Genomic DNA, 19,374 nt, shown 5'->3' on the forward strand with positions numbered 1-19,374 from the left:
CCTTATTTCGTCTTCATCAGGTTGCGCAGGCTGTCCCCGGCGACGTTGCCGACCAACGCGAGTACCAGGACCCCGAGTCCGGGCATCACGGGTATCCACCACTGCTGCAGGAAGTAGCTCAGGTTGCGTGCCGAGTCGGCGCCGAGCTCGGGTGCGGGCGCGGACTGACCGAGGCCCAGGAACGACAGTGCGGCCAGGGTGAGGATCAGGGTGCCGATGTCCAGGCTGGCCGCGACGACCGCGTTGGGCACCGCACCGGGCAGCAGGTGACGACGCGCCAGCCGAAGCGGCCCCACGCCGGCGAGTTTGGCCGCCTCGACGTGCGGTCTGGCGGCGAGCCGGGTGATCTCACCGCGGACCAGCCGCGCGTAGAACGGCCACCACACGATCGACACCGCAATGAGCGTGTGCAGGAACCCCGGGCCGAGCGCGGCGACCACCGCGATCGCCAGCACCGGCGCGGGCAGCGACAGGAAGGCGTCGGTGATCCTCATGAGCACCGAGTCGATCCAGCCGCCCGCCGTCCCGGCGATGAGCCCGACCAGACCGCCGATGAACAGCCCGAGGGCCACCACGGCCAGCGCCGCGAACCAGCTCGACCTTGCGCCGTAGAGCACGCGCGACAAGATGTCGCGGCCGATGCTGTCGGTCCCGAGCAGGAATCCGTCCACGCCGGGCGCCTGCAGCGGCAGGCCCACCGGCAACAGCGGATCGTAGGGCGCGAGCACCGGCACCGCGACCGCGACCAGGGTGACGATGCCGATGAGCGAGAAGCCGATCCAGTTCACCACCGCGGACCGCGACTGCGGCAGCGTCAGCCCCCGCCGCCGGGTGCGCACCATGGCCGGTGCCGGCAGCGCGACCGCCATCAGCCCGCCTTCCGCTCGATGCAGGCGACCTGGTGCGGGTTGCCGGGGAACCCTTCGAGGCGGACGTCGAGTCCGGTGTCGTCGCAGGCGTCGATCGCGAGCGGGCACCGCGGATGAAACGCGCACCCCGTGGGCGGCGAGAGGGGGCTCGCGGGTTCACCGGCGAGAGAACGCGGTTCGCGGCCCAGGTCCGGGATGGAGTCGACGAGGGCCTGGGTGTAGGGATGCGCGGGTTCGGCGATCACCTGGTCGGCCGGTCCGATCTCGACGATGCGCCCGAGGTACATCACCGCGATCCGGTCGGCGACCACCCGCGCCACGGAAAGGTCGTGGGTCACGAACACCACGGACATGTCGAGGCTGCGGCGCAGGTCTCCGATCAGGTTGAGCACCGAGGCGGCCAGCGAGACGTCGAGCGCGCTGGTCGGCTCGTCGCACAGCAGCACCGAGGGCGGCACCACCGTCGCGCGGGCGAGTGAAACCCGTTGGCGCTGACCACCGGAGAGTTGACCCGCGCGCGACTTCGCGACCTCGGCGGGCAGCCCCACCCGCTCCAGCACCTCGGCGACCCGCTCCCGGCGCCGTGCCCGCGACAGACCCGTGCCGCGCAGCCGTTCGGCGATGAGCTCACCGACCGACAGCCACGGGGTGAGCGACGCACCCGCATCCTGGAACACCATCTGCGGCCGTTGGCCTCCCGCGAGGTCGACGAATCCGGACGTCGGCGGCTCCAGGCCCGCGATGACACGCAGCAGTGTCGACTTGCCCGAACCGCTCTCACCGACCAGCGCGACCGATTCCCCGTGTCCGACCCGGAGCGAGACGCCGCGCAGGGCATGGAGCTTCCCGTCGCCATCGGCCGACCGGTCGAACCATCGGCGCGCGACCGAGAAGGACTTCGTGACGTCGCGCAGGACCACCGACGGCGGCATCTCCGCCCGGTCCGCGGTGGTCGCCGGGAACGCGTCGTCGGTGTTGGTCTCCGCGGCGCCCAGGTGCTCGGCGACCTCACCCTGCGGGCGGATGCACGCGCTGACCCGACCGGGCGCCACCGCGAGCGGCTCCGGCGGAGCCGTGGTGCATTCGTCGGTGGCCAGCGCGCACCGGGGGACGAACGCGCACCCGGGAAGTGGGGTCACCGGGCTGGGCACCGATCCGGCGAGCGCGGCCAGGGGCCGGTCCCGCGCGGTGTCCAGCGTCAGACGCGAGCGCAGCAGTCCGTGGGTATAGGGGTGGGCCGGGGCGGCGAGAACCTCGGCGCTGGGGCCGATCTCGGCGATGCGCCCGGCGTAGAGCACCGCGATCCGGTCGGAGATCTGGGCCGCCACCCCGAGGTCGTGGGTGATCAGCACGATGCTGCAGCCGATCTCGTCACGCAGCCGCCGCAGCAGACGCAACACCTGCGCCTGCACGGTGACGTCGAGGGCGGTGGTCGGTTCGTCGGCGACGATCAGATCCGGGTCGCCGGCGATCGCGATCGCGATCATCACTCGTTGCCGTAGCCCGCCGGACAGTTCGTGCGGGTATGCCCGCATCCGCCGGGCGGGTTCGGGGATGCCGACGGCGGTCAGCAGCCGCAAAGCCTCCTCGTCGCTGCCCGCGGCCTCGGCGACCTGTCTGCCGATGCGCATGGTCGGGTTCAGCGATGTCATCGGGTCCTGGAACACCGCACCCAGATCGAGGCGGCGCACCTTGCGCAGCGCCTTGGGATCTCCGCGGACCATGTCGGAGCCGGCGACGCGGACCGTGCCGGAGACGGTCGCGTTGTCGGGTAGCAGGCCCAGCAGGCTGAAGCCGAGAACGCTTTTCCCGGAACCGGATTCGCCGACGAGGCCGAGGATCTCGCCGGGCGCGACGGCCAGCGACACCCCGCGCAGGGCGTGGATCGCGCGGCCGTTGCGGCGGAACTTCACAGCCAGGTCACCGACGGTGGCGACCGGGTCCGGCGTGGGCGGCGCCGCGGCGGGCGCGTCGGCTTCGGAGACAGCAGTGCCCATCCATACGCTCCTGCGGCTGTGGTCGACGGGGCCGAAGCGGCCGGCTCGACGTGGGGATCGGGGCGGCACATCGGTGAACCGCCCGCCTGTCACTTGACAGTTTTGTCCGGTCGTCGACGTGGTGGGTGTCGCGCGGGTAACCAATCGACGGCACACGTAACTGATGCGTATCGCGCGTTTCTGTCGTGTGACAGAAACCAGGGGGTGTACCCATCGGCGGCTTCGTGGTCCACGATGGAACCATGCCGCTCACCCGGGCCGGTCGTCCCCGCCTGAACACCGCACGCCGTCCGGGCATGACCGCCCGCGACGAAATACTCGACGCCGCAGGCGAACTCTTCACCACCCTGGGATACGCGAGCACCTCGACGCGCCACATCGCCGAACTGGTCGGCATCCGGCAGGCCTCGCTGTACCACTACTTCAGGACCAAGGACGACATCCTGTGCGCTCTGCTGAGCCAGACGGTCAGCCCCACGCTGGGGTTCATCCCCAGCCTGCTCGGTGCGCAGCCGGCGTTGACGGCCGCCGAGCACCTGCACGCGCTGGCCACGTTCGACGGTGACCAACTGCTCAGCGGGCCGTGGAATCTGGGTGCGCTGTACCTGCTGCCCGAGCTGAGGGATGCGCGGCTGGAACCGTTCTGGTCCGACCGCGAGCGGCTGCGTCTGCACTACCTCGCGCTCAGCCGCGCCGTCGTCGAACAGACCGGCGTCCACGAGGCGGCCGCGGATCTGCCGTTCCGGCTGGTGGAGTCGCTGGTCAACATGTGGTCGACGCCGCCGGGTCCACAGCGCGACGAACTGCCGGTGCACGTCGCCGACGCCTGCCTGCGGGTGCTCGGGATCCCCGACGGCGCCATCGCCGCGCTGCGGGTTCGCAGCAGCGACGCGGTGGCGAGTTACACGCGCTCGCTGAGCTGACCGGAGCCCAGGTAGTTCCGCCAGTCGCCGTAGGACGAGATGTCCTCACCGCTCTGCCACGCGTCGAGTGCGCATCCGAACCCGACGACCTCGGTGCCGTCGGACAGCGTCACCCGGCCGAGCATCATCGGTGACGGCAGCGCGGCGAGGAAGTCGCCCAGCATCGCGGTCCCGACCAGCCACAGCTCACCGCCGATCGCCGTACCGCTCTCGGCGCCCACCCGGACCAGACCCGGTTTGGCCGGCGTGGTGTGCAGGCGCGCGAGCCGGTAGAGCGGGGCGGTGACCGCCGGCCCGAGCCACCGCGCCCCGCGTTCTTCGAGTTGCCACGCCAGCGGCTGATCGCGCAGGTGCGCGCCCACCACGAGCAGCGGTGTCGCGGACAGACCCGCGCGGACCGGCCACGGTGCCTGCGACACAACAGGATCCGAGGATCCGGATGTGACACGGCGCGCCAGGTCGAGCGCCACCGCGTCGGCGCCCGCCCGGGCGACGATCGAGACACCGAACTGGGCGCCGTCGGCGGCTCCGGACGGCACGGCGACCGCGCACATGTCGAGCAGATTGCAGAAGTTCGTGTACGTGCCCAGTCGTGAGTTGACCGCGATCGGCTCGGCCTCGACCTCGGCGATGGTCGGGTGGTCGGTGGTCGTCGGGATCAGCAGCGCGTCGCAGTCACCGAGTTCGGCCATCGCCGCGGCGGTGAGTTCGGCCAGCCGTACCCGGTCCCGAAGCAGCCGGGTGGCCGGTACCGTACCGGCCGCCGCGATGATCGCACCGACGGTGGGGTCGACCTCGTCGCGGTGTGTGTCGACGAAATCGCCGACGGCTTCGTGCCGTTCGGCGACGAGCCCGCCGTCGTAGAGCAGCCTGGCCGCTTCGAGGAATGCGCGCATGTCGATCTCGCGCACGGCCGCACCCTGTCCTTCGAGGCGGGACCTCGCCTCGCCGAACGCCTGCCGCCAGGCCGGTGAGAGGCCGGGGAGGTCGCGCGGAACGCCGACCAGCGGCACGGCCGGCGCCGCGAGCGGGGCGTCGGGCGGGAAGGGCCGCGCCCGCACGCCCGCCGACGGGTCCGCACCCGCCATCACCCCCATGGCGGCGTCGGCGGTGTCGAGATCGCGCGCGAACACCGTGACGCAGTCGTAGCTTCGGCAGGCGGGCACCACCCCGTCGGTGGGCACCACACCGTAGGTGGGTTTGATGCCCACGATGCCCTGCAGCGCCGCAGGCACGCGGCCGGATCCGGCGGTGTCCGTGCCGATGGCGAGGTCGGCGATGCCGAGTGCCACCGCGACCGCCGATCCCGAACTCGAACCGCCCGAGATGTGGCCGGGGCGGCGGGCGTCGCGCACGGCGCCGTGTGGGCTGCGGGTGCCGACGAGTCCGGTCGCGAACTGATCGAGATTGGTCGCCCCGAGCACCACCGCACCCGAGGCGCGCAGCCGTGCGACCACCGGGGCGTCCACCTCGGCCGGGTCGGTTGCGTATCCCGGGCAGCCCGCCGTCGTGGGCAGGCCCGCGACGTCGACGTTGTTCTTGACCGCGACGGTCAGCCCGGCCAGCGGCAGGTCCGCCCCGGCCGCGACGGCGGAGTCGACGGCCTCGGCGTCGGTGAGCGCATCGGCGAACGGCCGCAGGAAGATCCAGACCTCGGGCCGCGCGACGGCCTCGATCGTGGCGTAGGCGGCGCGGACCCGCTCGACGGCCGTCATGCCGGGATCCCCGACACATCGCTCTCGGCACCGAGGATGACCAACGGTGTCCCGGGCTCCACCTGGTTGCCCGCCTCGACGAGTACGTGGGTGACCACACCGTCGGCCGGGGCCGTCACGACGGTCTCCATCTTCATCGCCTCCAGTGCCAGTAACGATTGACCCGCGGCCACCCTCTCCCCCACGGCGACATCGACTTTCCACACGTTCGACGAGAACGGTGCGTCGACGCGTTGGGCACCGTCGTCGAGGACGAGGTCGGCGTTGTCGGCCGATGCCCGCGACTGCGCCCGCTCGGCGCGGTCGAACTCCCCGGCCGCCGCCCATGCCGCCCGCTCCGCGGAGAACGCGGCGCTCTGGCGGGCCCGGAACTCGGTGATGGAGTCGGCGTTGCGGGCCAGGAAGCGTTCGTGTTCGGCGAGCGAGAAGGTGCCCTCGGTGATCTCGACCGTGCCCCGGCCCGCGGCCAGGTCGGCGCGCAGGTCGAGCAGTTCCTCGGCCGACACCGGATACCAGGAGATGCGGTCGAAGAACCTGAGCAGCCACGGGCTGCCTGCCTCGAAGGGTGCGGTGTGGCGGTAGGTGCGCCACACCTGCGTCGTCCGGCCGACGAACTGGTATCCGCCGGGACCCTCCATCCCGTAGATGCACAGGTACGCCCCGCCGATCCCGACGGAGTTCTCGGCGGTCCAGGTGCGCGCCGGATTGTATTTCGTGGTGACCAACCGGTGCCGCGGGTCGAGCGGAGTCGCCACGGGCGCACCGAGGTACACGTCGCCGAGTCCGAGCGTGAGGTATTCGGCGGCGAACACGATGTCGGCGACGTCGGCCTGCGAGCCCAGGCCGTTGACCCGCCGGATGAACTCGATGTTCGACGGACACCACGGGGCGTCGTCGCGCACACCGGACATGTACCGGGCGATCGCCTCGCGGGTCGCCGGATCGTCCCAACTCAGCGGCAGCCGCACCGACCGGCTGGGCACCACGAGTTCGGATGTCGCGGGCAGGTCGTCCTCGATCTCGGTCAGCAGGCCGAGCAGCCGGTCGATCGGCAGCCGCTGCGGGTCGACGTGGACCTGCAGCGACCGGATACCCGGGGTGAGGTCGACGATCCCGCCCACCCGTGCCTCGGCGAGTCGGGTGTGCAGCGCGTGCACCCGCGCGCGTAGCGCGAGATCGAGGACCATGGGCCCGTATTCGATCAGCACGTTGTCGTCGCCGCTGCGGCGATAGGTCACGCCGGGTTGTCCCTCGCGCCGCGCCAGGACGCCGTCGTCGGCGTCGCCGCCGGTGGTGATGACCGTCGGTGCCGAGGGTCTGCGGGTTGCGCCGACATCATCGCGCGCCGGGGCGTCGGCGACGCGGATCGGCACGAACCGCACCGTGTCGCCGGGGCGCAGTTGCCCGAGCTTCCACCGGTCGGCGGTCACCACCGTCACCGGGCACACGAAACCGCCGAGGCTCGGGCCGTCGGGGCCGAGCAGGATCGGGGTGTCCCCGGTGAAGTCCAGTGCGCCAACGGAATACGGCGTGTCATGGATGTTCGACGGGTGCAGTCCGGCCTCGCCGCCGTCGGGTCGGGCCCACCGCGGTTTGGGTCCTTCGAGGCGCACCCCGGTGCGCGCGGAGTTGAAGTGCACGCGGTACTCCGCCGCGCACAGGGTCTCGATGTCGGCGCGCGTGAAGAAGTCGGGGGCGGCGTGGGGGCCCTCGGTGACGGCGAGTTCCCACTGGGACACCAGGGCGGGACGCGCGTCGGGGTCGATGGGCGCACGGTCGCACCCGGTGTCGGCCGACGCGTTCGCCCGCAGGACGTCGCCGACCACCAGTTGCCGACCGCCGTGACCGCCGAACCGCCCGAGGGTGAACGTCGAGGCGCTGCCCAGATACTCGGGAATGTCGAGTCCGCCGGCGACCAGGACGTAGGTGCGCAGACCCACCGTCTCCGCCGCGCCGATGTCGAGCACTCCCCCGGCCGGCACGTCGACCGGTTCCCACATGGGCACGGGCCGTCCGTCGACGGTGACCGGGCACTCCGCGCCGGTCACGCACACGGTGGTGGAATGGCTGACACGCAGGGCCGGCCCGGATGCGGTGCACTCCAGACCCGCTGCGCCGTCGGGGTTTCCGAGCGCACGGTTACCGAGCCGGAAAGAGAGGTCGTCCATCGGACCGCTCGGCGGAACCCCGATGTGCCACAGGCCGATCCGCCCGGGTAGATCCTGCACCGTCGTCAGCAGCCCGGGCCGCTCGACGGTGATCCGGGGGCGCGGGTCCGCGACGTCGGCCAGCGTCGCGGTGCTGTGCCGGGCGGCGCGGACGTCGGCGTGGACGACCGCGGCCCGCAGCGCTCCGATGTTGGTCTCGATGCCGTGCAGCGCCGTATCGTCCAGCGCGTCGCCGAGCCGTGTGAACGCCTCGTCGCGTTCCGGGCCGGTGGCGACCACCTTGGCCAGCAGCGGATCGTAGAACGACGACACCTCGGTGCCGTCCTCCACCCAGGTGTCCACCCGCACGTCGTCGGGAAACGCCACCGCGGTGAGGGTTCCGGTGCTCGGCCGGTAGTCGCGTGCGGGGTCCTCGGCGTACACACGGGCCTCGACCGCATGGCCGCGCACCGGCACCGCGCCCGTCGCCAGGTGGGGGGCAAGCACGTCGGATTCGCCGCGGGCGAGACGGAACATCCACGCGGGCAGGTCGATTCCGGTGACGGCCTCGGTCACCGGGTGTTCGACCTGCAGGCGGGCGTTGACCTCGAGGAAGGACGCCTGCTCCCGGACGGGGTCGTAGACGAACTCGACGGTGCCCGCGGAACGGTAGGCCACCGACGCCGCCAGGGCACGCGACGATTCGTGCAGCAGCGAGCGCACAGCCTCGGGTAGCGCGGGGGCCGGCGCCTCCTCGATCACCTTCTGGTTGCGCCGTTGCAGGGAGCAGTCGCGGTCGCCGAGTGAGACGACGCCGCCGCGCCCGTCGCCGAAGATCTGCACCTCGACGTGGCGGGCGGTGTCGACGAACCGCTCCACGAAGACCCCCGCCGTCCCGAAACTGCGTTCGGCGAGGCGCGCCACCCGTTCGAAAGCCGCCCGGAGTTCGACGGGGTTGCGGCACACCTGCATACCGATCCCGCCGCCACCTCCGGTCGCCTTCAGCATGACCGGATAGCCGATGGAGTCGGCCGCGTCGAGCGCGGCGGCGGCGTCGGCGAGCAGATCCGAGCCCGGGAACACCGGCACCCCGGCGGAGCGGGCCGCGGTGCGGGCGGTGTGTTTGGTGCCGAACACGCGCAGCTGCTCGGGCGTCGGCCCCACGAACGCGATTCCCGCGGCCTCCACCGCCGCGGCGAAATCGGCGTCCTCGGAGAGGAATCCGTAGCCGGGGTGGATCATGTCGGCGCCGCTCGCGTGGGCGGCGTCGAGGATGGCGTCGATCCGCAGATAGCTCTCGGCCGGCGCCGACGGGCCGAGCCGCACGGCGTGATCGGCCATCCGCACGTGCGGGGCCCCGCGGTCGGCGTCGGAGAACACGGCCACCGTGCGCAGTCCGAGCAGGCGTGCGGACCGCACCAGGCGGACGGCGATCTCGCCGCGGTTGGCGATCAGGGCGGTCGTCACGGGCGCGTCACGATCATCCGGACCGGCGTGGGATCGAAGGCGTTGCAGGGGTTGTTGATCTGCGGACAGTTCGACACGAGCACCAGGGTGTCGATGTCGGCGCGCAGCGCGACCCGCTTACCCGGACCGGACAGCCCGTCGACGATGCCGAGGGCACCGTCGGGGTCGACGGGGACGTTCATGAACCAGTTGATGTTGCTGGCGAGGTCGCGGGCATCCAGCCCGTGGCGGGCGCCTTCGATCAGGAAGTTCTCCATGCAGCCGTGCTGTGCGCGGGTGTGCTGCCCGTAGCGCAGCGTGTTCGATTCCTTCGAGCAGGCGCCGCCGAGGGTGTCGTGGACGCCCACCTCGTCGGCGACGACGGTCATCAGCGCCGCACCGGTGTCGGCGCGCAGCACCGATCCGGTGGTCAACGCGATCCTGCCCTGCCGCGCAATGGTTTCCGGGGCGGAGTACCGAATCGCGGTGTCGGCGGCGGAGTAGAGCAGGCAGTCGACGGCCTGGTTGCCGTCGAGGTCGACGATGGTGAGGACGTCGCCGGCGGCCACCACCGCCGACCACGGCGCCCTGGCGGCGACCGTCTCGTCGAGGATGGTGTGGCCGGGCACGAGGGCTTCGGCGGTGTCGGAAGTGGTGGTCACAGCGCTCCTCGGGCGGCGAGATCGGCGTCGGTGTTGGCGATGGCCTGGCGATGCTCGGGACCGAGCGGGCCGATCAGTTCGCCGGCGCTCAGCAGGTCGAGTTCGGTTGCGGCGGGCCAGGCGTGGAGGTGCAGCGTGGAACAGGTGAACTGCGGGCGCGGGTCGAGTAAGTGTGCGGTGTTGGCGAGCGAGACGATGGTGTCGACGTGCAGCAGCAGGTCGACCGTCGTACCGGGACCCGCCGAGCCGCGCCACTGCAGGACCCCGTCGGCATCGACCCGGACACCCTGGAAGAACGACACCGATGGCACCAGATCACGTTGTGCCATACCGTTTTTCAGTGCGGCGAGCAGAAGAAGCTCACGTCCGGCCGGCGTCGCGGACTGTGGGGCACTCGCCCCGTACTTCGCATCGTTGCCGTCGCGCGTCGTCGTGCCCGCCAGGGCGTCGTGGTGTCCGGAGGTGTCGGCCACCACCGTCGCCAGCACCCGGCCGAATCCGCTCAGGAGCGGATGCCCCTTCCCGAGGTAGGCCTGCCACGGCACCTTGACCGTGTCGGCGACGTTGAGCCGCTCGTGCGTCGCGTCGGCGCGGTGCAGCAGCACGTGCGCGCAGGCGTCGCCGTGGACATCGGTCAAGCGGATCCTGGTGCCGCGGGCCAGCACGGCGGCGGTGTAGCCGCCCGGGGCGACGGCCTCCGACCACACGAGACGTTCGGCCGGTATGCCCTCGGGCGGGGCCGGGGCGGCCGTCGCGGGGATGTGGCGCATGTGCTCGGCGGTGCGTCCGTGCTGGGCGCGGGCGTGGGCACGGGCCCCGGCGGTGGTGGCGGTCGACGACGCGTCGGCGCCGTCGGACGTGCGGAGATCGCTGGTCAAGTGTGCTCCCGTGGCTTGCGGGGCCGACGTCGACGGCGGCATTTCTGTCACCTGACAGTTTTCGCGCCGACGGCCGCGCGGTGGTTGCCGTGAGGTAACTGATCGTCGCGGCGGCGTTACGAACGCAGGGCCGATGTGTCTGTCATGTGACAGGTTTTCCGGACCGTGGACGCGGTCGACTACCCTTCGGCCGGTGTTCCACGTGCTGACGCTGACCTATCTGCAACCCCTCGACGTCATCGATGAGACGAGGCCCGACCACCTGGACTGGCTGGCCCGCGAGGTCGAATCGGGGCGCATCCTGCTCGCCGGCCGCGTCGAGGCCCAGACCGGTGCGGTGCTCGTCACAGGCGACCTGAGCGCCGAGGAGGCCGACGCGCTGGCCGCCGCGGACCCGTACTCGAAGGCCGGAGTGGTGTCGTACGCACGCACTTCGTTCAACGGGGCCTTCCGGGCGCCGGGCCTCTAGGATCGAATTCACATCCCGGTCGGGGATCGATCGGTTCCCGCGACCCGTTGCCTTATGGGGGTGCCGCAATGTCGCGGCCCGAATTGCGAGATTTTCCTGACAAAGAGGACTGATGGGTATCACTGTTTCTGCTTATGCCGCCACGTCGGCGACCGCACCGTTGACCGAGACCACGATCACGCGCCGCGAGGTCGGTCCGCACGACGTCGCCTTCGACATCCACTTCAGCGGCATCTGCCACTCCGACATCCACACCGTCAAGGGCGAGTGGGGCCGCACGCAGTACCCGATCGTGCCGGGTCACGAGATCGCGGGCGTGGTGACCGAGGTCGGCGCCGAGGTGACGAAGTACAAGGTCGGCGACCGTGTCGGCGTGGGCTGTTTCGTGGACTCGTGCCGTGAGTGCGACAACTGCCGCGCCGGCATCGAGCAGTACTGCACCGGCTCCGGCATGGTCGGCACCTACAACGCCGTCGGCCGCGACGGCGAGCGCACCCAGGGCGGGTACAGCGGCGCGATCGTCGTCGACGAGAACTACGTGCTGCGCATCCCCGACGCGCTGCCCCTCGACGCCGCGGCACCGCTGCTGTGCGCCGGCATCACCACCTACTCGCCACTGCGGCACTGGAACGCCGGGCCGGGCAGCCGCGTGGCGGTGATCGGGCTCGGCGGACTGGGCCACCTGGCCGTCAAGCTCGCCAAGGCGATGGGCGCGGAGGTCACCGTGCTCAGCCAGTCGCTGAAGAAGATGGAGGACGGGCTGCGGCTCGGCGCCGACGCCTACTACGCCACCTCGGATCCGGACACCTTCGCCGAGCTGAAGGGCACCTTCGACCTGATCCTGAACACCGTCTCGGCCAATATCGACCTCGCAGCGATCTTGAGCCTGCTGCGCGTCGACGGCACGGTGGTCGAACTCGGCATGCCCGAGCACCCGATGTCGGTGCCGGCCGGTGCACTCATCGGCGGCCGCCGCAGCATCTCCGGCTCGCTGATCGGTGGCATCGCCGAAACCCAGGAGATGCTGGACTTCTGCGCCGAACACGGGGTGCGTCCGGAGATCGAGATCATCGAACCGACCTACATCAACGAGGCGTACGAGCGCGTGGTCGCCAGCGATGTGCGGTACCGATTCGTCATCGACACCGCGGGACTGCGCAACTGACCTACGACTGACCTACGACGACAGCGGCCGGATTGCGGTTACCCCGCAATCCGGCCGCTGTCGTTTCGGCTCAGACGCCCAGCGTGCGCTGGATGTCGCCCTTCATGGCATTGAGCTGCGAACCCCAGTAACCCCACCCGTGGGTGCCGTTGGCCGGGAAGTTGAAGGTGGCGTTGCTGCCACCTGCGGCCCGGTACTCGCTCTGGAACTGGCGGTTGCTGTCGAGGGTGATCGCCTCGAGGAGCTGACCCGGGATGTCGCCGCCGCCGCCGAGGTCGCCGGGCCGGCCGGTCCCGCAGTACACCCAGATCCGGGTGCCGTTGGCCACCAGCTTGCCGACGTTGACCGTCGGGTCGTTGCGCTTCCACGCCGGGCCGCCACCGGGGCCCCACATCGCGGTGGCGTCGAAGCCACCGGAGTCGCGCATCGCGAAGCCGACCAGCGTCGGCCAGAGGCCGTCGGACAGGTTGAGGTAACCCGACAGCGAGCCCGCGTAGCTGAACTGACCCGGATGGTAGGCAGCCAGGATGAGCGCGGAGCTCCCCGACATGGACAGCCCGACGACCGCGTTACCGCTGGGCGAGATGCCCTTGTTGGCGGCCAGGTAGGCCGGCAACTCGGCGGTCAGGAAGGTCTCCCACTGGTAGGTGTAGGTCTGACCGTTACCCACGGCCGGGCCCTGCCAGTTGGTGTAGAAGCTGGACATGCCGCCGACGGGCATCACGACCGACAGGCCGGATTCGAAGTAGTTCTCGAAAGCCGCGGTCTCGATGTCCCAGCCGCTGTTGTCGTCGCGCGCGCGCAGCCCGTCGAGCAGGTAGACGGCCTTGGTGCCGCCACCCTGGAACTTGACCGGGATGTCGCGGCCCATGGCGGCCGACGGCACCATGAGCGTCTCGACCGGCAGACCCGGCCGCGAATACGCACCTGCCGTCGCCGTACCGCCGGCGACGGCGATCAGGCCCGGCAACAGCAACGCCGCCAACGCGCCGGCCAACAGCCTGCGCCGGAAACTCTGTATGAAACTCATTTTCGTATCTCGCCATCCTCTTGAGGCTCGCCGTGGTGGCGTGCGTTCCGTGGAAAGGTGAGCGGACGGTGCCGCTGTTCTGATACGTCGCGCCGCGAGGCCCCGGTGTTACGTCGCGGGTCGCCCCACAAGACACGGGCTGAGACACCGGCACCCCTCCGACCGCGTACTCAGCGAACTCTCAGCGAACATCGGACGCCGAGATGACCGAATGCGGACGTCGCGCAACGCCGCCGTCCTACACTCGGCCGCAGACCGAAGGGAGAAAGATAATGCCTGCTAAGGCTAGGCTTTCCTTGATCACTCTGATCACCGCCATCGCCGTGGTCGCCGTCGGCTGCGGCGGCTCGACCTCGTCGGAGGACAACGAGTCGGCGGCTCCAGCAACGACCTCCGCACAGGCGGGCACGGTCGGCGAAAAGGTGTCCGCCAACACCGCGTCGGCGGAGGAGATCACCGCCGGCCTGGAGTCGGCCGGCGTCCCGAATGCGGAGCGGTGGGCCGAAGAGGTCGTCGAGTACCGCCCGTATCCCCCGGACGATCCCAACCTGCAGAAACTGCGGGACAACCTCGCGAAGTACAACCCGGGTCAGGACACCGTCGACAAGATCGTGTCGGCGCTGACGCCGTGACGATCACCCGGACCCGGCCGTCCGCGACGGGGACGACGCTCGTGCGGCGGGCGCTGCTGGCGCTGACGCTGGCCGGCATCCTCGCGACCGCGTTCGAACTGGCCTCGGAGCGGCACTGGAACGGGTTCGAACAACTCATCCCCTGGATCGCGCTGGCCGTACTCGCCGTCGCGCTCGGCCTGGCCTGCCTGCGCAGCGGGACGGCCCAACTGCTGGCTCGGGCGGCGGCGGTTCTGGTGATGTGCGCATCGATCTACGGCGTGATCGACCACGCGACGGCCAACCACCACGCCGGACCGCTCGATCAGCGCTACGCCGACACCTGGGCCACCATGCCGGCGACCGAGCAGTGGTGGGCCGCGGTGACGAAGTCGGTGGGGCCGGCGCCGACGCTGGCACCCGGCATCCTGGCGCAGACGGCCCTGCTGCTCGTCCTCGCCGGCCTGCTGCAGACACGGCGGCCCGAGGATGTCGCGGCATAGCGCCGCACAGCTAGCGAGCCTGCTGCAGGGTGTCCACCGAGTCGAGCGGGGCGTCCTTCGTCTCGCGCATGACCAGGACCGCGATGAAAGTGAGCGAACCTGCGATCAGCAGGTACACCCCGACCCATCCGACCCCGTAGGTCGTCGCGAGCCAGGTGGCGATGAACGGGGCCACCGCGGCCCCGAGAATGCTCGACACGTTGTAGGCGATCCCGGACCCCGTGTAGCGGACGTTGGTCGGGAACAACTCCGGTAGCACGGCGCTCATCGGCCCGAAAGTGAAGCCCATCAAGGTCATTCCGATGATCAGGAAGACCAGCATCGTCGCCGACGAGGTGTCTGCCGACCCCAGCATCGGGGCGAACAGCAAACCGTAGACCATGATCCCGGCGGTCACCACCAGCAGCGTGCGGCGCCGGCCGAAGCGGTCGGCGCACAGGCCGGACAACGGCAGGACCGCCGCGAAGAACAACACCGCGATCAGCTGCATCTGCAGGAAGTCGACGTACGGGAACCCGCGGCCGGCGCCGTCCGGCGGCTTCTTGCCGGTGCCGAAACTCAGCGCCCACGTGGTGACGATGTAGAACAGCGTGTAGGTCGCGAGCATCACGAACGTGCCGATGATCAGCTGTCGCCAGCTCGTCCGGAACACCTCGGCGACCGGAGCCTTCACCTTCTCGCCGCGGGCGACCGCCCGGGTGAAGACCGGGGTCTCCATGATGCGCAGCCGCACGTACAGCCCGAGCGCGACCATCACGGCGCTCAGCAGGAACGGCACCCGCCACCCCCAGGTGAGGAACGCGCCGTCCGTGTCCGGGGTGACGTTGCTGTGGCCGAGCAGGAGGATCAGGCCGAGGAACAGGCCGTTGGCCAGGAGGAAGCCCAACGGCGCCCCCAGTTGCGGCCACATCGCGGCCCACCCGCGCCTGCCCGGCTTGGCGGTCTCGGTGGCCAGCAGCGCCGCGCCGCTCCATTCCCCGCCGAGCGCCAGACCCTGTGAGAAGCGCATGATCGCCAACAGCGCCGGGGCGATGATGCCCACCTGCGAGTACGTCGGCAGCAGGCCGATGGCGAAGGTCGCGATACCCATCACCAGCAGCGACGCGACCAGCGTGGTCTTGCGGCCCGCGCGGTCGCCGAAGTGGCCGAACAGTACCGATCCCAGCGGCCGGGCCACGAAGGCGAGACCGAACGTGGCCAGCGACGCCAGCAGCGCCGTCGTCGAATCGCTCTTGGGAAAGAACAGGTGGGGGAACACCGAGACGGCCGCAGTCGCATAGATGTAGAAGTCGTAGAACTCGATGGTGGTGCCGACCATCGATGCGATCACGATGCGCCGGCGCGGAACACCGCCGACGAGGTCGCCCCCTGCGCGGTCGACGTCCACGGCGTCGCTGGTCATCACCGCACCCCTCCCCGGCCACCGTGTGTGGCACCGGCACATCATGCCAGCGCGGGCGCTCGGTTTCGCTACGGCCGGACGAGCAGCAGCCGTCCGCTGGTTCACGTCAAAACCGGCAACTCCCATTCGTCATCGTGAGAACATCCGCTGGGAAGTATCCGATCGTCGGCGGGATGGAAATGATTCGGCAGCTCATCGCCGCTTCGGGGGCGCTCATCGCAGTAGTCGCGTCACCCCTGGCCCCCACCGCCCTGGCTGACGATGGTCAAGTGGTGATGCTTCAGTCCGGGAAGGTCCGCTGCGCGGTCAGCGCGGACAACATGGACCGTGGCGGCGGGCCGATGGTGGTCTGCGAACTGTCGAACGGACAGCCGTGGGGTATGTCGCCCTGGGAGACGTCGAAGTACAACGCGCGCCTCAACCTCGCGATTGTGCGGGCCACCGGCGAACACTACTGGGATCGCGGCAGGATCACCGGCTCGGATGCGTCTGCTGCCGGGGGCCTCTCGGTGAATGACGGCCAAACCTACAATCTGTACGGCTGGACGATTCACTCCGACGGCTTCCGCACGCGCATCACCAATGACGCAACCCGTCACGGCCTACTCGTCACCGAGGGATATGTCCGCCAGTTCTGATTCGAGAACCGCGGCCTGACCGCCGGTCGGCTAGACGCGAAAAGTCATCCCTCGCCGCCGAGTTCAGTCTGATCGCGTTCGTTCTCCGCGGTGTCCTGGGCCATCACAGACCCGTCGAGCCACGCCTGGACATCGCCACCGAGGCGATCCGCGGACAGCCGGGCGAAGTCGAGGGCCTGCACGGCCATCGCCGCCAGCACCTTCATGGCCCGGCCGCTGTGGTGGATCTCCGCCATCAGCGCGGTGAGCGCCTCATTGTCCTCGGCGTGCAACGCCGACAGGTACCGGCGGGCATCGGCGAACTCCCGGTCGACATGGGCGAGCTTGCGCCGGAAATCGTCGGGCGACGGCAGTTCGTCGTGCGAGTCGGTCATGGGATCTCTTCCGGTAGCGGACCAATCCCATTGTTCGGGTTGGCCTGCGCCGGTGGTGTCGTATCGGGCTTTTACTCGGCGGTTTCGAATCGCGGGCCGCCTGCTACCGCGGTTTGAGCCGAAAAACCGGGATGTGACGACCGATCGGTTCGGTTTTGAGTCGGTAGTCGCTCCACCCGGCGTAGACCTGCTCGGCAAGCCCGTACACGCGGGCATACTCCTGCGGATCGGTGATCTCGGTCGCCACGAACTTCTCGTCGCCCAGTTCGCATTCCGGATGCGCCTTGAGGTTGTAGTACCACTGCGGGTGTCTGGGCCCGCCGTAGTTCGAGGCCGTCACGATCGGATCGGATCCCTCGTGGAAATAGGTGATCTGGTGCTCGCGGGGTTGTCCGGACTTTGCGCCCGTCGTCATCAGAGGGGCGGTCGACGGCCCGCCGAAAACCGAGGGATAACGGCCGCCCGTTGCGCGGTACAGCCACGGGTCGACTCGAGACCAGAGGTGGTGCGCCAGGAATTGCCCCGGGCCCGATCGGCTGAAGGCCTCGATGGCCCGATACCGGCGACTGTGCCGCTTGTGCGGATCGACGTAACGCAACGGCATGCACCGCACCGTAACTCCGCGGCGGGGCGTGGGGACGGGATCCGGTCAGCCGACGGTCGTGCTCGTGGCAAACGCAACGAGCAACGACCAGCGGTCTAGAAGTCCCAGTCCTCGTCCTCGGTGACCACGGCCTTGCCGATCACGTAGCTCGACCCCGAACCGGAGAAGAAGTCGTGATTCTCGTCGGCGTTGGGGCTCAGTGCGGACAGGATCGCCGGGTTGACGTCGGTCTCGTCGCGCGGGAACAGCGCCTCGTACCCGAGGTTCATCAAGGCCTTGTTGGCGTTGTAGCGCAGGAACTTCTTGACGTCCTCGGTCAGGCCGACGCTGTCGTAGAGGTCCTGGGTGTATTCGACCTCGTTGTCGTACAGCTCGAAGAGCAGCTCGTAGGTGTAGTCCTTGAGCTCGGCCTGGGTCGCGGGATCCTGCAGCGCCAGTCCCTTCTGGAACTTGTAGCCGATGTAGTAGCCGTGCACGGCCTCGTCGCGGATGATCAGCCGGATCATGTCGGCGGTGTTGGTCAGCTTGGCGCGGCTGCTCCAGTACATCGGCAGGTAGAAACCCGAGTAGAACAGGAAGCTCTCCAGCAGCGTCGAGGCGACCTTGCGCTTGAGCGGTTCGTCACCCTTGTAGTACTGCATGACGATCTCGGCCTTGCGCTGCAGGTTCGGGTTCTCCTCCGACCAGCGGAACGCATCGTCGATCTCGGCCGTCGAGCACAGCGTGGAGAAGATGTTGCTGTAGCTGCGGGCGTGCACCGACTCCATGAACGCGATGTTGGTGTACACCGCCTCCTCGTGCGGGGTGAGCGCGTCGGGGATGAGGCTGACCGCGCCGACGGTGCCCTGGATGGTGTCCAGCAGCGTCAGACCGGTGAACACCCGCATCGTGAGCTGCTTCTCGTGGGCGGTCAGCGTGTTCCAGGACGGGATGTCATTGGACACCGGCACCTTCTCGGGCAGCCAGAAGTTGCCCGTGAGCCGGTCCCACACCTCGGCGTCCTTGTCGTCCTGCAGACGGTTCCAGTTGATCGCCGAGACGCGGTCAATCAGCTTCATGCCATCGCTCACCAGAACCCCATTTCACCAGGCATTTTCGGTCGTCGCTGTAGATCCCCTGCAGCTACTGCCGACACTACTCGTTGTGTCCGACAGCTCGAGTGAACCCCACATATTGGGTTTGGCGTGTCGTGCGCTCAGGCGACGTGTTCGTTGCGGCGGACGCCCTCGTGCAGCGGCAGGTCGGGGTCGAGTTTGATCCCGAGCAGTTCGCACGTGCCGTTGATCGACCCGATCATGATCGTCGTGAGGTGTGCGACGAACTCCTCCGACGGCATCCGTCGGGGGCTGTCCGGTTCGGCGCCCAGCCACCAGTCGGTCGCCGAGGCGATCGAGCCGAACGCGGCGTACGCGGCGAGTTCGAGCGCGGCGGCGTCCAGTTCGATCTCGCGCAGCTCGTTGTCGAACAGTTCGGCCATCGCGAGCGTGATCTCGCGGCTCTCGTTGAGCGCCCGCATGGTCGATTCGCTCTGCTCGGCGAAGCGGCCCTGGATCAGGAACCGGATGACGTTGGGATGCTCGTCGACCAGCCGTACGTACTGTTCGACGCTGCGCCGGATGACCTCGCGGCCGGAATCCACGGACAGGTCGATCGACGGGAAGATGGCCGACCACAACATGTCCCGCAGCCGCTGACCGATGGCCTGGAAGAGGTCGGATTTGTCGGTGAAATGGCGGTAGATCTTGGGTTTGGCGGTGCCGGCCTCTTCGGCGATCTCCCGCAGGCTGACGTCGGGGCCCTGCCCGTCGATGGCCCGGAACGCGGCGTCGACGATTTCCGAGCGCACCTTCTTGCGGTGCTCGCGCCAGCGTTCGCTGCGCGCGTCCACTTTGCCGCCCGGTTCGGCACCGGTGCGTGCTCTCGACCCTCGTCGCACGCGCT

At 69.6% G+C, this 19,374-nt stretch carries 18 protein-coding genes; 6 read left to right on the forward strand and 12 right to left on the reverse strand.

Going from position 1 to position 19,374, the window contains the following annotated elements; all coding sequences use genetic code 11:
* Positions 1-2: 2 nt before the first annotated feature.
* Positions 3-869 carry an ABC transporter permease gene (locus tag G6N49_RS14145; RefSeq protein WP_011559244.1) on the reverse strand — a complete coding sequence of 289 codons (867 nt, stop codon included), beginning with the start codon at positions 867-869 and terminating at the stop codon, positions 3-5.
* On the reverse strand, positions 869-2,866 hold the full coding sequence (locus G6N49_RS14150) for a dipeptide ABC transporter ATP-binding protein (RefSeq protein WP_011559243.1): 1,998 nt from the start codon (positions 2,864-2,866) through the stop codon (positions 869-871). The genes G6N49_RS14145 and G6N49_RS14150 overlap by 1 nt, the downstream gene beginning before the upstream one ends.
* 242 nt (positions 2,867-3,108) lie before the next feature.
* Here G6N49_RS14150 and G6N49_RS14155 point away from each other — a divergent pair, with 242 nt between their 5' ends.
* Positions 3,109-3,789: a TetR/AcrR family transcriptional regulator gene (locus G6N49_RS14155; RefSeq protein ID WP_011559242.1), complete on the forward strand. Its 681-nt coding sequence runs from the start codon at positions 3,109-3,111 to the stop codon at positions 3,787-3,789.
* On the opposite strand, the gene atzF is transcribed toward G6N49_RS14155, so the two are convergent.
* Genes atzF through G6N49_RS14175 form a run of 4 tightly spaced genes read right to left on the reverse strand, consistent with a single transcriptional unit; the run spans position 3,768 to position 10,679 of the window.
* Positions 3,768-5,504 carry an allophanate hydrolase gene (gene atzF / locus G6N49_RS14160; protein ID WP_011559241.1) on the reverse strand — a complete coding sequence of 579 codons (1,737 nt, stop codon included), beginning with the start codon at positions 5,502-5,504 and terminating at the stop codon, positions 3,768-3,770. The two genes, G6N49_RS14155 and atzF, sit on opposite strands and share 22 nt — an antisense overlap.
* Positions 5,501-9,118, reverse strand: coding sequence for an urea carboxylase (gene uca, locus G6N49_RS14165; RefSeq protein WP_011855264.1), 3,618 nt, complete (start codon positions 9,116-9,118; stop codon positions 5,501-5,503). Before uca ends, atzF begins: the two co-directional genes overlap by 4 nt.
* Positions 9,115-9,759, reverse strand: a complete 645-nt coding sequence (locus tag G6N49_RS14170; RefSeq protein WP_011559239.1) for an urea amidolyase associated protein UAAP2 — start codon at positions 9,757-9,759, stop codon at positions 9,115-9,117. The genes uca and G6N49_RS14170 overlap by 4 nt, the downstream gene beginning before the upstream one ends.
* Positions 9,756-10,679 (reverse strand): urea amidolyase associated protein UAAP1, encoded by a 924-nt coding sequence (locus tag G6N49_RS14175; protein ID WP_011855263.1) that lies wholly within the window; start codon positions 10,677-10,679, stop codon positions 9,756-9,758. The genes G6N49_RS14170 and G6N49_RS14175 overlap by 4 nt, the downstream gene beginning before the upstream one ends.
* A gap of 151 nt (positions 10,680-10,830) precedes the next feature.
* On the opposite strand from G6N49_RS14175, the gene G6N49_RS14180 reads away from it, so the two are divergent.
* Together G6N49_RS14180 and G6N49_RS14185 are read left to right on the forward strand one after the other, a co-directional pair.
* Entirely contained in the window at positions 10,831-11,106 is a 276-nt protein-coding gene (locus G6N49_RS14180) for a YciI family protein (RefSeq protein ID WP_041309562.1), read from the forward strand.
* Between the two features lie 112 nt (positions 11,107-11,218).
* On the forward strand, positions 11,219-12,271 hold the full coding sequence (locus G6N49_RS14185; protein WP_011855262.1) for an NAD(P)-dependent alcohol dehydrogenase: 1,053 nt from the start codon (positions 11,219-11,221) through the stop codon (positions 12,269-12,271).
* 70 nt (positions 12,272-12,341) lie between these two features.
* Here the strand turns inward: G6N49_RS14185 and G6N49_RS14190 are convergent, their stop codons facing one another.
* Positions 12,342-13,301 (reverse strand): alpha/beta hydrolase, encoded by a 960-nt coding sequence (locus tag G6N49_RS14190; RefSeq protein WP_011855261.1) that lies wholly within the window; start codon positions 13,299-13,301, stop codon positions 12,342-12,344.
* A 296-nt stretch (positions 13,302-13,597) separates the two neighbouring features.
* Here G6N49_RS14190 and G6N49_RS14195 point away from each other — a divergent pair, with 296 nt between their 5' ends.
* Together G6N49_RS14195 and G6N49_RS14200 are read left to right on the forward strand one after the other, a co-directional pair.
* Positions 13,598-13,933 (forward strand): hypothetical protein, encoded by a 336-nt coding sequence (locus tag G6N49_RS14195; RefSeq protein WP_225892007.1) that lies wholly within the window; start codon positions 13,598-13,600, stop codon positions 13,931-13,933.
* The gene (locus tag G6N49_RS14200) at positions 13,930-14,415 is read left to right on the forward strand and encodes a hypothetical protein (RefSeq protein WP_234786922.1); all 486 of its coding nucleotides are present in this window, start codon (positions 13,930-13,932) and stop codon (positions 14,413-14,415) included. Before G6N49_RS14195 ends, G6N49_RS14200 begins: the two co-directional genes overlap by 4 nt.
* A 10-nt stretch (positions 14,416-14,425) precedes the next feature.
* Here the strand turns inward: G6N49_RS14200 and G6N49_RS14205 are convergent, their stop codons facing one another.
* Positions 14,426-15,817, reverse strand: coding sequence for an MFS transporter (locus G6N49_RS14205; protein ID WP_011559232.1), 1,392 nt, complete (start codon positions 15,815-15,817; stop codon positions 14,426-14,428).
* 173 nt (positions 15,818-15,990) lie between these two features.
* On the opposite strand from G6N49_RS14205, the gene G6N49_RS14210 reads away from it, so the two are divergent.
* Positions 15,991-16,455, forward strand: coding sequence for a hypothetical protein (locus G6N49_RS14210; protein WP_225892008.1), 465 nt, complete (start codon positions 15,991-15,993; stop codon positions 16,453-16,455).
* Between the two features lie 44 nt (positions 16,456-16,499).
* Here G6N49_RS14210 and G6N49_RS14215 read toward each other — a convergent pair whose 3' ends face one another.
* The 4 genes from G6N49_RS14215 to G6N49_RS14230 form a co-directional block, all read right to left on the reverse strand.
* Positions 16,500-16,829 (reverse strand): hypothetical protein, encoded by a 330-nt coding sequence (locus G6N49_RS14215; protein ID WP_011559230.1) that lies wholly within the window; start codon positions 16,827-16,829, stop codon positions 16,500-16,502.
* Between the two features lie 103 nt (positions 16,830-16,932).
* Positions 16,933-17,433, reverse strand: coding sequence for a nitroreductase/quinone reductase family protein (locus G6N49_RS14220; protein WP_041309560.1), 501 nt, complete (start codon positions 17,431-17,433; stop codon positions 16,933-16,935).
* A gap of 95 nt (positions 17,434-17,528) precedes the next feature.
* Complete coding sequence (gene nrdF, locus G6N49_RS14225) at positions 17,529-18,491, reverse strand: class 1b ribonucleoside-diphosphate reductase subunit beta (protein WP_011559228.1); 963 nt, start codon at positions 18,489-18,491, stop codon at positions 17,529-17,531.
* Between the two features lie 137 nt (positions 18,492-18,628).
* Positions 18,629-19,369 (reverse strand): TetR/AcrR family transcriptional regulator, encoded by a 741-nt coding sequence (locus G6N49_RS14230; protein ID WP_011559227.1) that lies wholly within the window; start codon positions 19,367-19,369, stop codon positions 18,629-18,631.
* Positions 19,370-19,374: the final 5 nt, after the last annotated feature.

The organism is Mycolicibacterium monacense, assembly GCF_010731575.1.
Taxonomy (GTDB): domain Bacteria; phylum Actinomycetota; class Actinomycetes; order Mycobacteriales; family Mycobacteriaceae; genus Mycobacterium; species Mycobacterium monacense.

What these genes read in the sequence shown, in the direction of transcription:
- G6N49_RS14220 (WP_041309560.1), bottom strand. Translation starts at nt 17,433, where the DNA reads ATGCCGTTGCGTTACGTCGATCCGCACAAGCGGCACAGTCGCCGGTAT.
- G6N49_RS14215 (WP_011559230.1), bottom strand. Translation starts at nt 16,829, where the DNA reads ATGACCGACTCGCACGACGAACTGCCGTCGCCCGACGATTTCCGGCGC.
- G6N49_RS14150 (WP_011559243.1), bottom strand. Translation starts at nt 2,866, where the DNA reads ATGGGCACTGCTGTCTCCGAAGCCGACGCGCCCGCCGCGGCGCCGCCC.
- nrdF (WP_011559228.1), bottom strand. Translation starts at nt 18,491, where the DNA reads ATGAAGCTGATTGACCGCGTCTCGGCGATCAACTGGAACCGTCTGCAG.
- G6N49_RS14190 (WP_011855261.1), bottom strand. Translation starts at nt 13,301, where the DNA reads ATGAGTTTCATACAGAGTTTCCGGCGCAGGCTGTTGGCCGGCGCGTTG.
- atzF (WP_011559241.1), bottom strand. Translation starts at nt 5,504, where the DNA reads ATGACGGCCGTCGAGCGGGTCCGCGCCGCCTACGCCACGATCGAGGCC.
- G6N49_RS14145 (WP_011559244.1), bottom strand. Translation starts at nt 869, where the DNA reads ATGGCGGTCGCGCTGCCGGCACCGGCCATGGTGCGCACCCGGCGGCGG.
- G6N49_RS14155 (WP_011559242.1), top strand. Translation starts at nt 3,109, where the DNA reads ATGCCGCTCACCCGGGCCGGTCGTCCCCGCCTGAACACCGCACGCCGT.
- G6N49_RS14185 (WP_011855262.1), top strand. Translation starts at nt 11,219, where the DNA reads ATGGGTATCACTGTTTCTGCTTATGCCGCCACGTCGGCGACCGCACCG.
- G6N49_RS14175 (WP_011855263.1), bottom strand. Translation starts at nt 10,679, where the DNA reads ATGCCGCCGTCGACGTCGGCCCCGCAAGCCACGGGAGCACACTTGACC.
- G6N49_RS14205 (WP_011559232.1), bottom strand. Translation starts at nt 15,817, where the DNA reads ATGACCAGCGACGCCGTGGACGTCGACCGCGCAGGGGGCGACCTCGTC.
- G6N49_RS14210 (WP_225892008.1), top strand. Translation starts at nt 15,991, where the DNA reads ATGGAAATGATTCGGCAGCTCATCGCCGCTTCGGGGGCGCTCATCGCA.